The sequence below is a fragment of the Cupriavidus nantongensis genome (assembly GCF_001598055.1).
GTDB classification, from domain to species: domain Bacteria; phylum Pseudomonadota; class Gammaproteobacteria; order Burkholderiales; family Burkholderiaceae; genus Cupriavidus; species Cupriavidus nantongensis.
Genome location: NZ_CP014845.1, coordinates 2,376,366 through 2,390,839, shown reverse-complemented (window position 1 = coordinate 2,390,839; position 14,474 = coordinate 2,376,366). Strand labels below are relative to the sequence as shown.

Genomic DNA, 14,474 nt, shown 5'->3' with positions numbered 1-14,474 from the left:
CCACCACGCGGGTTGCGGCCCGCGCGGTGGCCGTTTTGCATTATCAGCGCAGCTGAGACGGTGCCTCGGCGCTGGCTGAGGGCAACGCCGGCGCGCTGTCGTCCTTCAGGTCCACGCCGGAGCGCCCCAGCGCCGCCGCGCCGCGCAGCAGAAACACCAGCCGCTCGGCGGCCTGCGCATAGGACAGCCCCTCGGGTCGCACATTGGAGATGCAATTGCGCTCGGCATCGGTGCGGCCGACGCGCGGCGCATGGGTCAGGTAGATGCCAAGGCTGTCGGGCGAACTCAGCCCGGGCCGCTCGCCGATCAGCATCACCACCTGGCGCGCGCCCAGGCGCTCGCCGATCTCGTCGCCCAGTGCCACGCGCGACTGCTCGGCAACTACCACGGAACCGATCTGCCAGCCCTGCGGCAGCCGCTCGCGCGCCGCCTGCAGCAGCGGCAGCGCATGGCGCTGCGTGGCCAGCGCGGACAGGCCGTCGGCAATCACGAACACCACATCCGGTGCCTGCGGCGGCCGCGCCGCGTCCAGCCGCGCGCGGCTGGCTTCGTCGAGACGGCGACCCAGGTCGGGGCGACGCAGGTAGTGCTCGCGGTCCGGCGCCGCGCTGTGGACCGCCGTGTGCGCCAGCCCGGCCGCATCCAGCGCCGCGGTGACCGCGCCCACGTCCAGCGCCAGGTGCACCGCATCGCGCGCCTGCGCATGAGCCAGGCCGAAGGCCAGCACGGCGTCGGTGGGCTGGCTGTGGCCGGTGCGGCCCAGCGCGATGCGCGCGCGCGTGAAGCGGCGCAGCCGTTGCCACGGGTCGGCTTCGGCCGCGGGGTCGGGACTGACGGGAGCCTGGCGTTTGGCGGTCATCGCGGCGCCTTACAAGCTGTGGGCCATCTGCAGCAGCGGCTGGCGCGCCGCGGGTTCCAGCAGCCGGCCGGCGCCGTCGGCAATGCCCATGCGCTGCAGCCAGGCCTCGAATTCCGGCGCCGGGCGCAGCCCCAGCACTTCGCGCAGGAACAGCGCGTCGTGGAACGAGGTGCTCTGGTAGTTCAGCATGATGTCGTCGGCGCCCGGCACGCCCATGATGAAGTTGATGCCGGCCACGCCGAACAGCGTCAGCAGCGTGTCCATGTCGTCCTGGTCGGCCTCGGCATGGTTGGTGTAGCAGACGTCGCAGCCCATCGGCACGCCCATCAGCTTGCCGCAGAAGTGGTCTTCCAGCCCGGCGCGGATGATCTGCTTGCCGTCGTACAGGTACTCCGGCCCGATAAAGCCGACCACGGTATTGACCAGCAGCGGCGAGAACGCGCGCGCCACCGCATAGGCGCGCGCCTCCATGGTCTGCTGGTCGACGCCGTGGTGCGCGTCGGCCGACAGCGCGCTGCCCTGCCCGGTCTCGAAGTACATCAGGTTGTCGCCCACGGTGCCGCGCGCCAGCCCCTGCGCGGCGTCGTGCGCCTCGGCCAGCAGCGACAGGCTGATGCCGAACGCCGCATTGGCGCGCTCGCTGCCGGCCACCGACTGGAACACCAGGTCCACCGGCGCGCCCTGGCCGATCGCGCGCAGCGTGTTGGTGACATGGGTCAGCACGCACGACTGCGTGGGGATGTCGAAGCGGCTGCGCAGCTCGTCGATCATGCGCAGCAGCGAAACGATCGCGCCGAGGTTGTCCGAGGCCGGATTGACGCCGATGGTGGCGTCGCCGCAGCCATAGAGCAGCCCGTCGATGATCGAGGCGGCGATGCCCTTGGGGTCGTCGGTCGGGTGGTTGGGCTGCAGCCGCACCGCCAGCCGGCCCGGCAGCCCCACCGTGCTGCGAAAGCGCGTGACCACCTGGCACTTGCGCGCCACCGCGACCAGGTCCTGGTTGCGCATCAGCTTGCTGACCGCCGCCGCCATTTCCGGCGTGATGCCGGGCGCGACCCGCGCCAGCACGGCGCTGTCGGTCTCATGCCGCAGCAGCCAGTTGCGCAGGTCGCCCACGGTGGTGGCATCGATCGCGGCAAAGGCGGCGGCGTCGTGGCGGTCGTGGATCAGGCGCGTGACCTCGTCGTCTTCATAAGGCACCAGCGCCTCGTTGAGGAAGCGCGTCAGCGGCACCTCGGCCAGCGCCAGCCGTGCCGCCATGCGCTCCTGTTCGCTTTGCGCGGCGAGGCCCGCGAGCGCGTCACCGGAGCGCGCCGGGCTGGCCCTGGCCAGCAGCGTGCGCAGGTCGGCAAAGACGTGGCGGTGGTTGCCGATGGTATGGGTGTAGGCCATGCGTTGCGTTCCCGGGCTTGGCGACAACAAGGACTACGCGGCAAACCACGGGCCGCGCGCGATTCCCCCTAATATAGACACCCTTTGCGTGTGCCGATATGCCAACATCGGCGCCAGGTCGCGGCGGCACGCGCAACCGGAGCCGCGGCTGACGCAGCCATTACATCTGGATCGGCGAGAATCCAGGAATTCCTTTCAGCAAATTGCATGCCGGAGACACCGATGAAAGAACCCGAACCGACCGTCACCCCGCGCCTGCCGCCGGCCGCGTGGTACAGCGTCGGCACCGTTGCCTACCTGCTGACCGCGCTGGCGCTGTGGACCGTGCTGCATGCCAACCTGGTGGCGGCGCTGCTGTCCGGGCTGCTGCTGTATTCGCTGGTGGACGTGCTGGCGCCGCGCCTGAAGCGCCTGCACCAGCGCCACGACGCGCTCGCGGTGGCGATCCTGTCGGCGCTGATCCTGCTGGGGCTGACGCTGGCGGGCTGGCTGCTGGTGCGCTTTGTCAGCGGCGAGGGCAATACCCTGGACGGCCTGCTTAACCACGTCGCCGACATCATCGACCGCTCGCGCGGGCAGCTGCCGCCGTGGGTCAGCGACGCGCTGCCCAATGGCGTCGACGAGCTGGCCAACACGCTGATCGACACCCTGCGCGAGCATGCCGCGACGGCGCAGAAGCTGGGCGCCGAGGTGCTGCGCACGCTGGTGCATATCCTGATCGGGCTGGTGATCGGCGCGATGGTGGCGCTGTACCGCGCGGTGGCGCGCCCCAACCGGCGCCCGCTGGCGGCTGCGCTGGTGGCGCGCGCGCGCACGCTGCAGCAGGCGTTCTCGCAATTCATCTTTGCGCAGATCCAGATCTCGGCGATCAATACCGTGCTGACCTCGATCTACCTGTTGCTGGTGCTGCCGCTGTTCGACGTGCATCTGCCTTTGAGCAAGACCCTGGTGGTGATCACCTTCGTCGCGGGGCTGCTGCCGGTGCTGGGCAACCTGATCTCGAACACCGCCATCGTGGTGGCCTCGCTGTCGGTATCGCTGCCGATCGCGGTGGGCTCGCTGGTGTTCCTGGTGGTGATCCACAAGCTCGAGTACTTCCTCAACGCGCGCATCATCGGCGCGCGCATCCAGGCGGCGGCGTGGGAACTGCTGATGGTGATGCTGCTGATGGAAACGCTGTACGGCATCCCGGGCGTGATCGCCGGGCCGATCTTCTACGCGTACCTGAAGCGCGAGCTGGCGGGGGCCGGGCTGATCTGAAGGCAGTGGCCGGCACGCCGGGCCGGTGGTCGGACCAATAGCGTGCCCCTTCCCACTGTATTCAGGCCCCGTCGTGCTCCACCCGGCTGCGCACGAAGTCGATGTGGGTCTGCATCGCCGTGCGCGCCTCTTCCGGACGGCGCGCGCAGATGGCATCGCACAGCGTGCGGTGCTGCAGCAACAGCAGGTCCGAAGCGCCGTCGTCCTGTTCGCGCAGGCCGGTGCCGTTCATGGTGATGTGCTCGCGCAGCATGCCGATCACGCTGGTATGCAGATGCAGGAACATGGTGTTGTGCGAGGCTTGCGCGATGGCGTCATGCAGCTGCGCGTCGGCATCGGCCTCAGCCTGCTTGTCGTCAGTGGCGCGCGCGCGTTCCAGCTCGGCCATCAGCGCGCGGATGCGCCTGACGTCGGCGGCATCCGCGCGCAACGCCGCGAAGTAGGCGGTGGCGCCTTCCAGCACCCGGCGAAATTCCAGGATGTCTTCGCGCAGCGCGGGATGGTCCGCCACCAGCTGGCCCCACGGCGAGGCAATGCCGGCGCGCAGCTGGTCGGTGGCATAGACGCCCGCGCCGCGCCGGCTCTGCAGCAGGCCGCGCGCGGCCAGGCGCTGGATTGCCTCGCGCACGGTGTTGCGCGCCACCGCGTACTGTTCGGCCAGCACGCGCTCGGCCGGCAGCCGCGTGCCGGGCGGCCAGGTGCCGTCGAGCAGCGCGGTTTCCATGCGCCGCATCACCGACTCCACGCGTCCGCGGGTGGTATGCCCGTGCCTGGCTGCCGTCATGCCGTGTTTCCTCGCTCCTGATCTGGCGCGGCCCGCCCCCTGAATTGGTCCAACCAATTTGAAGCGCCGCGCGGAAGCGGGAATTATGCGCCCAAACGTGCGACCCAGCACGTGTGGAGCGAGACATGAAGGATCGTCAGTACCCCAGCGGCCCTGCCCCCACGCAGGCCTACCTCTTTGCCACCTGCCTGGTCGACATGTTCGTGCCGCAGGCCGGCCTCGATGCCGTGCGGCTGCTCGAGCGCGAAGGCCTGACGGTGCATTTCCCGCGCGGCCAGAGCTGCTGCGGCCAGCCCGCCTACAGCAGCGGCAACCCGGACGCGGCGCGTGCGGTCGCGCGCGCCCAGCTCGACCTGTTCGGCCAGCCGTGGCCGGTGATCGTGCCGTCCGGCTCGTGCGCCGGCATGATGCGCCACCACTGGCCGCAGCTCTTTGCCGACGATCCGGTGGCCGGCCCGAAGGCCCGCGAACTGGCCGAACGCGTCTATGAGCTGGGCGAGTTCCTGCTGCATGTGCTGCAGGTGGACTTCGGCGCTGCCGCGCCATCGGCCCAGCCACCGGAGCGCATCGTGCTGCATACCTCATGCGGCGCCCGTCGAGAAATGGGTACGCGCCAGCACGGCGTGGCGCTGGTCGATGCGCTGCCGGGCGTGACCCGCGTCGAGCATGCGCGCGAATCGGAATGCTGCGGGTTCGGCGGCACCTTCTCGCTCAAGCATCCCGATATCTCGGGCGCGATGGTGCGCGACAAGGTGGCCTCGGCCTGCGCCACCGGCTGCGACCGCCTGGTATCGGCCGACTGCGGCTGCCTGCTCAATATCGGCCATACCGCCGCGCACGACCGCGCGCCGCTGCAGGTGGAACACCTCGCCAGCTTCCTGTGGCGCCGTAGCGGAGGTGCCGCATGAGCACGCCCGGCGCCCGCGAACGCATGCTCGGCCGGCTGCGCGCCGCCGCGCCCGTGCCGTCCCCGCAAACCACCGAGCTCGATCGCCGCATCGACGGCCATTTCGAAGCACGCCGCCATGGCACGCCAACGACTGGCGCGCGCGTCGCCGCGATGCAGGCCGCGCTGCAAGGCCTGCATGCCGAAGTCTGGTGCGCCGATGCCAGCGCGTGGCCGGCGATGCTCGCGGCCGAGCTGGCCAGGGCGCGCGTGAAGCGCCTGCTGCTCGATCCGGCCACCGCGGCCGGCGCGGCGCTGGCAGCCGCGCTGCCGGCCGGCATCGAAGCCATCGGCTACGACCGCCCGATCGAGGCGTGGAAGGCTGAGCTGTTCGACACCGTCGACGCCGGTTTCACCGTGGCGCGCTCCGGCATCGCCGCCACCGGCACGCTGGTGCTGGCGCCCGATGCGGGCTCACCGCGCACGGTGTCGCTGGTGCCGCCGCTGCATGTCGCACTGGTGCGCGCATCGACCCTGCATGACGACCTGCATATGGCCGCGCGCGCCGAGCGCTGGGCCGACGGCATGCCGACCAACCTGGTGCTGGTCTCGGGCCCGTCCAAGACCTCGGACATCCAGCAAACCCTGGCCTACGGCGCGCATGGTCCGCGCCGGCTGTGGGTCGTGATCGAGACCGACACCGCGGAGGGCGCGTGATGAGCCAGCAGACACTGCAATTCGTTGCGCCACAGGACTTCAAGGCACGCGCCCGCGAGGCGCTGGACGACCCCAAGCTGCGCCAGAGCTTCCGCGGCGCGATGGACTTCCTGCAAGGCAAGCGCCTGGCGCAGTTTCCCGACGCCGACGAGCTCGAACGCCTGCGCGACCTGGGCGAGGCGGTGCGCCAGCACGCGCTGGCCAACCTGCCGGACCTGCTGGTGCAGCTGGAACAGAAGCTGAGCGCGGCCGGCGTGCAGGTGCACTGGGCCGAGACCGCCGACGAGGCCAACGCCATCATCCACGGCATCGCCAGCGCCAGGCAGGCCACGCGCGTAATCAAGGGCAAGTCGATGGCCAGCGAGGAAATCGAGCTGAACCATTACCTGGCCGAACGCGGCGTCGACTGCATCGAGTCGGACATGGGCGAGTACATCGTCCAGCTGGCTGGCGAGAAGCCCTCGCATATCGTGATGCCGGCGATCCACAAGACCAAGGGCGATATCGCGCAGCTGTTCACCGAGCATATCCCCGACACGCCCTATACCGAGGATGTCGACGCGCTGATCCAGACCGGCCGCCGCGCGCTGCGCCAGGCTTTTGTCGAGGCCGACATCGGCCTGTCCGGCGTGAACTTCGCCGCCGCCGACACCGGCACGCTGTGGCTGGTGGAAAACGAGGGCAACGGCCGGCTGTCCACCACCGTGCCCGACGTGCATATCGCCATCATGGGCATGGAGAAGGTGGTGGCCCGGCTCGAGCACATCGTGCCGCTGTCGACGCTGCTGACGCGCTCGGCCACGGGCCAGGCCATCACCACCTACTTCAACCTGATCTCGGGCCCGCGCCGCGCGGGCGAACGCGACGGCCCGCGCGAAGTGCACCTGGTGCTGCTCGACAACGGCCGCACGCAAGCGTATGCCGACGCGCAATTGCGCGCGACGCTGCAATGCATCCGCTGCGGCGCGTGCATGAACCACTGCCCGGTCTACACCCGCATCGGCGGCCACGCCTACGGCACCACCTACCCCGGCCCGATCGGCAAGATCATCTCGCCGCACCTGCTGGGACTGGACGCCACCGCCGACCTGGCCACCGCCTCGAGCCTGTGCGGCGCCTGCGGCGAGGTCTGCCCGGTGCGCATCCCGATCCCGCAGCTGCTGGTGCGCCTGCGCACTGAGGCCAACCGTGATCCCGCAGAACCGGCGGCCAACCCGCTGCGCGGCCAGGGCGCCAAGTACAGCCGCGGCGAACACCTGGTGTGGCGCTTCTGGAGCGGCGCCTATTCGCACCCGGCGGCCTACCGGCTGTTCCGCTGGGCCGCCACGCGGCTGCGCGCGCTGACGCCGGCGCGGCAGCTGGGATGGACGTCGCATCGCACGCCGCTGAAGCCGGCGGCGAAGAGCCTGGCGGATCTGCTGAAGGAAAAGGGGCAGCCCGAGTAGGCGGCGCCAGGCTCGGCGCAGTAGAGCGCAGCGTCGACGCTTCCCACACCCGCATGTTTGCTCCCCTCTCCCGCTTGCGGGAGAGGGGCAGGGGGTGAGGGCAGGCGGTGGCATACCGACGGCCTGGACTTCGTCGACACACCGGCCCTCACCCCAACCCTCTCCCGCAAGCGGGAGAGGGAGTACACAAGCGCGCGGATCGATGCTGCGAAGCGTCACGGAAGAACAAAAATTTTCCCGAACCACCACCAAATCAGGAGACCAACCTTGCAACCCTGGACCCAACTCTACACACCGCTAGGCAGCCTGTGGCTGTCCTCGCTGGCGGCAGCGATCCCCATCGTGTTCTTCTTTATCGCGCTCGCGGTCTGGCGCATGAAGGGCCATGTGGCCGCAGCGGTGACGCTGCTGCTGGCGCTGGCGGTGGCGATCTTCGCCTACGGCATGCCCGCGCAGCAGGCGCTGGCGTCGGCTGGTTTCGGCTTTGCCTATGGCCTGTGGCCAATTGCGTGGATCATCGTGACCGCGGTGTTCCTCTACAAGATCGTGGTCAGGACCGGCCAGTTCGACGTGATCCGCGCCTCGGTGCTGTCGATCACCGACGACCAGCGCCTGCAGATGCTGCTGATCGGCTTTGCCTTCGGCGCCTTCCTGGAGGGTGCGGCGGGCTTCGGCGCGCCGGTGGCGATCACCGCGGCGCTGCTGGTGGGGTTGGGCTTCAACCCGCTGTACGCCGCGGGCTTGTGCCTGATCGCCAATACCGCGCCGGTGGCGTTCGGCGCGATGGGCATTCCCATCATCGTGGCCGGGCAGGTGACGGGCCTGGACCCGTTCCATATCGGCGCCATGGCCGGGCGCCAGCTGCCGCTGCTGTCGCTGCTGGTGCCGTTCTGGCTGGTGTTCATGATGGACGGCGCCAAGGGCGTGCGCGAGACCTGGCCGGCGGCGCTGGTGTGCGGCGGCAGCTTTGCCGTGACGCAGTACTTCACCTCCAACCATATCGGGCCGGAACTGCCGGACATCACCTCGGCACTGGTGAGCCTGGTGTCGCTGGCGGCGTTCCTGAAGGTGTGGCAGCCGCGCAGCGCGTCGCAGCGCGCCGGCGGCCGCGCCGGCAACGTCAGTGGCGGCACGGTCGCGCTGGCGGGCTTTGGCGGAGGTATCGGTGGCGGTATCGGTGGCGCAATGCAGAGCCGCAAGGCATCGCCCTACACGCTGGCGCAGACGCTGCGCGCGTGGGCGCCGTTCGGCATCCTGACCGCCATCGTCACGGTATGGAGCCTGCAGCCGTTCAAGGCGCTGTTCGCCGCCAACGGCCCGCTCGCCGGCACGGTGCTGAAGTTCAAGATCCCGGCGCTGGACCAGCTGGTGATCAAGGCCGCGCCGATCGTGGCCACGCCCAAGGCCTATGACGCGGTGCTGAAGATCGACCTGCTCTCCGCCGTCGGCACCGCGATCCTGCTGACCGCGCTGATCTCGGCCGTGCTGCTGCGCATGAAGCCGCGCGACCTGCTGGCCACGTTCGGCGAAACGCTGGTGGAACTGGCGCGCCCGGTGCTGTCGATCGGGCTGGTGCTGGCCTTCGCCTTTGTCGCCAACTACTCCGGCATGTCGTCGACGCTGGCGCTGCTGCTGGCCGGCACCGGTGCGGCGTTCCCGTTCTTCTCGCCGTTCCTGGGCTGGCTGGGCGTGTTCCTGACCGGCTCCGACACCTCGTCGAATGCGCTGTTCTGCGCGCTGCAGAACACCACCGCGCACCAGATCGGCGTGTCCGACACGCTGATGGTCGCGGCCAACACCACCGGCGGCGTCACCGCCAAGATGATCTCGCCGCAATCGATCGCGGTGGCCTGCGCGGCCACCGGGCTGGTGGGCAAGGAGTCGGAGCTGTTCCGCTTCACCGTCAAGCACAGCCTGCTGTTCGCCGTGATCATCGGCGTGATGACGATGGTGCAGGCTTACTGGCTGCCCGGAATGATTCCAGGCTGAGCGTGGCTGGGGCCGGCCCGGCGATGCCTATTCGAGGAAATCGTTGCCCGGCGTCAGCGGCGCATACCTGTACGTCGCCGGCGTCCGGCTCAGCTTCACCGGCGCGCCCAGCCCCTGGTAGCCCCCTTCCATCTCCACCACCATCTCGCGATGGCGCGTATGCGGATGCTGCAGGGCATCGGCCACCGACAGCACCGGCGCGCACGGCACGCCCGCGGCCACCAGCGCGTCGGCCAGCGCCTTGCCGTCGAGCGCGCGCATGCGCGCTTCGAGCTCGGCCTTCAGCGCCACGCGGTTGACCGAGCGCGCGCCCGCGCTGGCGTAGCGCTCGTCGTCGGCCAGCGCCGGCACCTGCAGGTGTTCGCACAGGATGCGGAACTGGCGGTCATTGCCGACTGCCAGGAACACCGGGTCGGTGGCAGTGGCCACGGTGTCGTACGGGTAGATGTTGGGATGCGCGTTGCCGGTGCGCTGCGGCGTCTTGCCGCTCATGAACCAGTTGGCCGCGTGCGGATGCAGCAGCGACAGCCCTGAGTCATAGAGCGCCGCCTCGACGAACTGCCCGCGCCCGCTGCGCATGCGTTCCTGCAGCGCCAGCAACACGCCGATGGCCGCATTCAGGCCGGTAACCATGTCGACCACCGGCAGGCCGACGCGCAGCGCATCGCCATCGGCGTCGCCGTTGATGCTCATGATGCCGGACATGGCCTGGATCGCCGCGTCATAGCCCGGCAAGCCGCCGAGCGGGCCGTCGGCGCCATAGCCGGACACGCGGCAATGCACCAGCCGCGGAAAGCGCGCGGACAGCGCCTCGTAGCCCAGCCCCCACTTCTCCATGGTGCCGGTCTTGAAGTTCTCGACCAGCACGTCAGCCTCGGCCAGCAGCGCGAGCAGGACTTCGCGCCCGGCGGGCGCGGCCAGGTCCAGATGCATCACGCGCTTGTTGCGGTTCAGCCCGAAGTAGTACGAGGCCACGCCGTCCCTGAACGGCGGGCCCCAGGTACGGGTGTCGTCGCCCTGCGGCGGTTCGATCTTGAGCACGTCGGCGCCGTGGTCGCCCAGGATCTGCCCGCAATACGGGCCGCCCAGGATGCGCGACAGGTCGACCACGCGGATGCCGGCAAGCGCGCCGGGGCTGGATGGCGTCATGGCGATTCCCTCCCTCAGTCGAGCTGCGCGCCCGATTTCTGCACCACGGCGCGCCACTTGCCGACCTCCGCCTTGACGAAGCTGCCCAGCTGCTCCGGGGTGGTCGACGGCGCGAACTCCAGCCCTTGCGCCTGCAGTGTCTTGCGTACGTCGGGCTGCTTGAGCGCGTCGGCAAAGGCGCGGTTGAGCTTGCCGACCACTTCCGCCGGCGTGCCGGCGGGCGCGACCACGCCGAAGAACACCGACACGTCAAACCCCGGCACGCCCTGCTCGGCCACCGTCGGCACGTCGGGCAGCGCCTGCGAGCGCGCCTTGGTGGTCACGCCCAGCGCGCGCACCTTGCCGCTCTTGATGAAGGGCATCGCCGTCAGCACGTCGGTAAAGGTCATGCTGACCTGGCCGCCCAGCAGGTCGTTCAGCGCCGGGCCGGTTCCCTTGTACGGGATGTGCTGGAAATCGGTGCCGGTGACGTTGTTGAACAGCACGCCGGCCAGGTGCGACGAGGCGCCATTGCCGGACGAGGCATAGGTCAGCTTGCCCGGGTTGGCCTTGCCATAGGCGATCAGCTCGTTGACGTTCTTTGCAGGCACCGACGGATTGACCACCAGCACGTTGGGCAGTTGGCCGATCTGGATCACCGGGGTGAAGCTCTTGACCGGGTCGTAGTTGATCTTGCGGTACAGGCTGACGTTGATCGCCAGCGGCGCCGAGGTGCCGAACATCAGCGTGTAGCCGTCGGGCTCGGCGCGCGCGACTACCTCGGCGCCGATATTGCCGCCGGCGCCGGCACGGTTCTCGACCACCACCGGCTGGCCCAGGCTGGTCTTGAGCGCGGCGGCGAGCGTGCGCGCCATGGCATCGGTGGGACCGCCCGGCGGATAGGTCACCACCATCATGATCGGCTTGGACGGAAAGTCCTTCTGCGCGAAGGCGGGGGCGATAAACAGCGAGCACGCGGCGATGGCCGCGACGCGGTGCCAGAGTTTCATGGCATTGTCTCCTGGTGTAGGACGTCTCCCGCGGGGTATGCGGGATGGTTGGGGCGTCTTCGGGGCGGGGTGCTCCCTCTCCCGCTTGCGGGAGAGCGGAGCGAACAATGGGTTCAGGTTGCGGCGTCAGAACACGTTGACCGCATCGACCGCGCCGGCCGCACGCACCGCGCCATCGTTGGCGGGCGCCACGGTTTCGGCCAGCCATGCCGGCTCGTCGCTTGCCGCCAGCGGATCCTGCGGCAGCACGCGGTGGCGCAGCACCAGCTGCGCCAGCCGCATGCGGCGCACCGAGCCGATGCGCCCGGCTTCCCAGGCCATCGCCACCGCGCTGGTCACGTGGTACAGCGCCGAGGCTGCCTGGCGCGCCAGCAGTTCGCCGTCGGCACCGGCCACGGCGGCCTGGCCGGCGAGTTGGGCAGCGCTGGCGATGGCGCCTTCGAATACGGCGCGGGCGTCGGCGTGCATCGGGGTATCGGCCAGCAGCCCGGCCAGATGCGCCTGCAGTACCGGCAATGCGCCCTCGCGCCGGACCGCGCGCAGCACGTCGAGCGCGACGATATTGCTGGTGCCTTCCCAGATCGAGCCGAGATGGGCGTCGCGCACCAGGCGCGGGTCGCTCCATTCCTCGATATAACCGCAGCCGCCGCGAATCTCCATGGCGTCGCCGGTAACCTTGCGCGCGTCGCGGCAGGCGCGGAACTTGATCAGCGGGGTCAGGATGCGCATCAGCGCGTAGGCGTCGGGCTCGCCGGCGTCGGCGCGGCGCAGCGCCTCGGCGGTCTGGAACACCATGGTGCGCGCCTGCTCGGTGGGCAGCGTCAGCTTGAGCAGCTGGCGGCGCATCAGCGGCATGTCCTGCAGGCGCTTGCCGAAGGCCTGGCGCTCGCGCGCGATAAACAGGCCCTCGGTCAGGGCGCGGCGCATCAGCCCGGCGGCGCGCACGCCGTTGGACAGGCGCGAGTTGTTGATCATGTCGGCCATCTGCACGAAGCCGCGGCCGGGTTCGCCGACCAGGTAGGCGTGCGCGCCCTCCAGACGGATCTCGCCGCTGGCCATCGAGCGCGTGCCGAGCTTGTCCTTGAGCCGGATGATGCGGTAGTGGTTGGCGCTGCCGTCTTCCAGCTGGCGCGGCAGCAGGAACAGCGACACGCCCTTGTGGCCGGGCACGGCGTTGCCGGCCTCGTCTTCCACGCGCGCCAGCACCATCGCCAGCGCGGCATCGGGGTTGGAGCAGAACCACTTGTCGCCATGCAGGCGCCAGCCGCCTTCGGCCGAGGCATCGCGCACCGCGCGGGTGGCGGTGGCGGCGACGTCGGAGCCGGCGCCCTGCTCGGTCATGAACATCGCGCCCTGGTACAGGTCGTCAAAGACCTGGGTGGTCAGGTTGGGCAGGAAGCGCTCGACCAGCGCCGGGTCGCCGAACTTGCGCAGCGTGCGCGTCAGCGAATCGGTCATCGACAGCGGGCAGCACAGGCCGAACTCCGCCTGCACGAACAGATAGGTAAGCGCGTACTTGGCCGCCGGCGGCATGGGCTTGTCCCAGCCCAGCACGCCGCCGCGGTGCGAGGCCGCGGCCAGACCGAATTCGGCAAAGGCCACGCGCTCCATCTCGACATAGGACGGGTGCTTGTCGATGCGCTGCGCGTCGACGCCGGCGCGGGTGCGATAGGTCAGTTCCGGCGGGTTGCGGTCGGCGACGCCGGCCAGCTCGTCGAGCACGCCGCCGGCCAGCGCGCCCATGCGCTCGAGGTGCGGCAGCAGGTGGTTGAACAGGTCGGGCGGCAGGTACAGCGGCAGCAGCGCACGCAGGTCCGGGTCGGCGGCAAGCAGGCTGCCGCCCTGGCGGTCAGGCACCGGATGCACGGCGGCCGCCGCTTGCGTGGAATGGGGTTGCTGGGGGATGTCGCGCACGGCGCTGGATGGCATGGCAAGTCTCCTGGTATGACGGTGCCGGCTGGCGGCCCCTTTGGCCTCCATTATTCAAACCCCAAGGATTTGCGTCTAATTCTAAAATTGGCTTGATCCATATAATTTCTGTATCGCCATGGAATTCCGCCACCTGCGTTACTTCCTCGTGCTGGCCGAGGAACTGCACTACGGCCGCGCCGCGCGCCGGCTCGCCATCTCTCAGCCGCCGCTGTCGCTCAATATCCAGCAGCTCGAGGCCTCGGTCGGGGCGCGGCTGTTCGACCGCGACAGCCGCGGCGTGCGGCTGACCGCCGCCGGCCGGGCCTTCCGCGAATCGGCCACGGCGCTGCTGGCGCAGGCCGAGGCCGCGCGGGTGCTGGCGCGCGAGATCGAAGCCGGCGCCATCGGCCGCCTGCGCGTGGGCTTTGTCGGCTCGATGCTGTACCGCGGGCTGCCGCAGACGCTGCGCGAGTTCGAGGCGGGCTATCCCGGCATCCATGTGGCGCTGACCGAACTGAATTCGCAGGAACAGATCGACGCGCTGCTGCATGACGAGCTCGACGCCGCCTTCATCCACACCGGACGGGTGCCTGACACGCTGCAGGCCACGCTGGTGCATTCCGAGCCCTTCGTCTGCTGCCTGCCCGCGGACCATGCCCTGGCCGCACTGACGGAGTTGCCGCTGACATCGCTGCGCGGCGAGCCGTTCGTGCTGTTCTCGCGCAAGGCCTCGCCGGACTATTACAGCCGGATCTTCGACATGTGCGCCGCACAGGGCTTCTTCCCGCAGATCCGGCATGAGGTGCGGCACTGGCTGTCGGTGGTGTCGCTGGTGTCGCAGGGCATGGGCGTGGCGGTGGTGCCGGCGGCGCTGGCGCGCTCGGGCATGGCCGGCGCGGCGTTCCGGCCGCTGGCGGACGCGGCGGTGCGCTCGGAGGTCTATTGCGCCTGGAAGACGGCGCCCGACCATCCGGCGCGCGACCACTTCGTCACTATGGTGGCGGCCAAGGCGGCGCAGCCGAAAACACAGCCATAAAGAAAAAGCCACCGGTCCAGGGACCGATGGCTTGTGAAGTACGCGTGGAACGGGGTG

At 69.8% G+C, this 14,474-nt stretch carries 12 protein-coding genes; 6 read left to right on the top strand and 6 right to left on the bottom strand.

Annotated features, from left to right (window positions below; all coding sequences use genetic code 11):
* Positions 1 to 43 precede the first annotated feature (43 nt).
* Both eutC and A2G96_RS31550 read right to left on the bottom strand, forming a co-directional pair.
* A complete protein-coding gene (gene eutC / locus A2G96_RS31555; RefSeq protein ID WP_062804030.1) occupies positions 44 to 859 on the bottom strand; it encodes an ethanolamine ammonia-lyase subunit EutC in 816 nt (271 codons plus the stop codon).
* A 9-nt stretch (positions 860 to 868) separates the two neighbouring features.
* Complete coding sequence (locus A2G96_RS31550) at positions 869 to 2,251, bottom strand: ethanolamine ammonia-lyase subunit EutB (RefSeq protein ID WP_062804029.1); 1,383 nt, start codon at positions 2,249 to 2,251, stop codon at positions 869 to 871.
* Positions 2,252 to 2,473: 222 nt separating this feature from the next.
* Between A2G96_RS31550 and A2G96_RS31545 the strand changes: the two genes are divergently transcribed.
* Positions 2,474 to 3,511 carry an AI-2E family transporter gene (locus tag A2G96_RS31545; RefSeq protein ID WP_062804028.1) on the top strand — a complete coding sequence of 346 codons (1,038 nt, stop codon included), beginning with the start codon at positions 2,474 to 2,476 and terminating at the stop codon, positions 3,509 to 3,511.
* A gap of 61 nt (positions 3,512 to 3,572) precedes the next feature.
* On the opposite strand, the gene A2G96_RS31540 is transcribed toward A2G96_RS31545, so the two are convergent.
* On the bottom strand, positions 3,573 to 4,295 hold the full coding sequence (locus A2G96_RS31540; RefSeq protein ID WP_174549339.1) for a FadR/GntR family transcriptional regulator: 723 nt from the start codon (positions 4,293 to 4,295) through the stop codon (positions 3,573 to 3,575).
* Positions 4,296 to 4,420: 125 nt separating this feature from the next.
* Between A2G96_RS31540 and A2G96_RS31535 the strand changes: the two genes are divergently transcribed.
* From A2G96_RS31535 to A2G96_RS31520, 4 genes are all read left to right on the top strand, one after another.
* Positions 4,421 to 5,203: a (Fe-S)-binding protein gene (locus A2G96_RS31535; RefSeq protein WP_062804027.1), complete on the top strand. Its 783-nt coding sequence runs from the start codon at positions 4,421 to 4,423 to the stop codon at positions 5,201 to 5,203.
* On the top strand, positions 5,200 to 5,898 hold the full coding sequence (locus tag A2G96_RS31530; protein ID WP_062804026.1) for a LutC/YkgG family protein: 699 nt from the start codon (positions 5,200 to 5,202) through the stop codon (positions 5,896 to 5,898). Before A2G96_RS31535 ends, A2G96_RS31530 begins: the two co-directional genes overlap by 4 nt.
* Positions 5,898 to 7,343 (top strand): LutB/LldF family L-lactate oxidation iron-sulfur protein, encoded by a 1,446-nt coding sequence (locus tag A2G96_RS31525; protein ID WP_062804025.1) that lies wholly within the window; start codon positions 5,898 to 5,900, stop codon positions 7,341 to 7,343. The genes A2G96_RS31530 and A2G96_RS31525 overlap by 1 nt, the downstream gene beginning before the upstream one ends.
* Before the next feature lie 267 nt (positions 7,344 to 7,610).
* A complete protein-coding gene (locus A2G96_RS31520) occupies positions 7,611 to 9,332 on the top strand; it encodes a lactate permease LctP family transporter (RefSeq protein WP_062804024.1) in 1,722 nt (573 codons plus the stop codon).
* A gap of 27 nt (positions 9,333 to 9,359) precedes the next feature.
* Here the strand turns inward: A2G96_RS31520 and A2G96_RS31515 are convergent, their stop codons facing one another.
* From A2G96_RS31515 to A2G96_RS31505, 3 genes are all read right to left on the bottom strand, one after another.
* A complete protein-coding gene (locus tag A2G96_RS31515) occupies positions 9,360 to 10,481 on the bottom strand; it encodes a CaiB/BaiF CoA transferase family protein (RefSeq protein ID WP_062804023.1) in 1,122 nt (373 codons plus the stop codon).
* Positions 10,482 to 10,495: 14 nt separating this feature from the next.
* Positions 10,496 to 11,470, bottom strand: a complete 975-nt coding sequence (locus A2G96_RS31510; protein WP_062804022.1) for a Bug family tripartite tricarboxylate transporter substrate binding protein — start codon at positions 11,468 to 11,470, stop codon at positions 10,496 to 10,498.
* A gap of 126 nt (positions 11,471 to 11,596) precedes the next feature.
* On the bottom strand, positions 11,597 to 13,399 hold the full coding sequence (locus A2G96_RS31505) for an acyl-CoA dehydrogenase family protein (RefSeq protein ID WP_062804021.1): 1,803 nt from the start codon (positions 13,397 to 13,399) through the stop codon (positions 11,597 to 11,599).
* A gap of 118 nt (positions 13,400 to 13,517) precedes the next feature.
* Between A2G96_RS31505 and A2G96_RS31500 the strand changes: the two genes are divergently transcribed.
* The gene (locus tag A2G96_RS31500; RefSeq protein WP_062804020.1) at positions 13,518 to 14,417 is read left to right on the top strand and encodes a LysR family transcriptional regulator; all 900 of its coding nucleotides are present in this window, start codon (positions 13,518 to 13,520) and stop codon (positions 14,415 to 14,417) included.
* Positions 14,418 to 14,474: the final 57 nt, after the last annotated feature.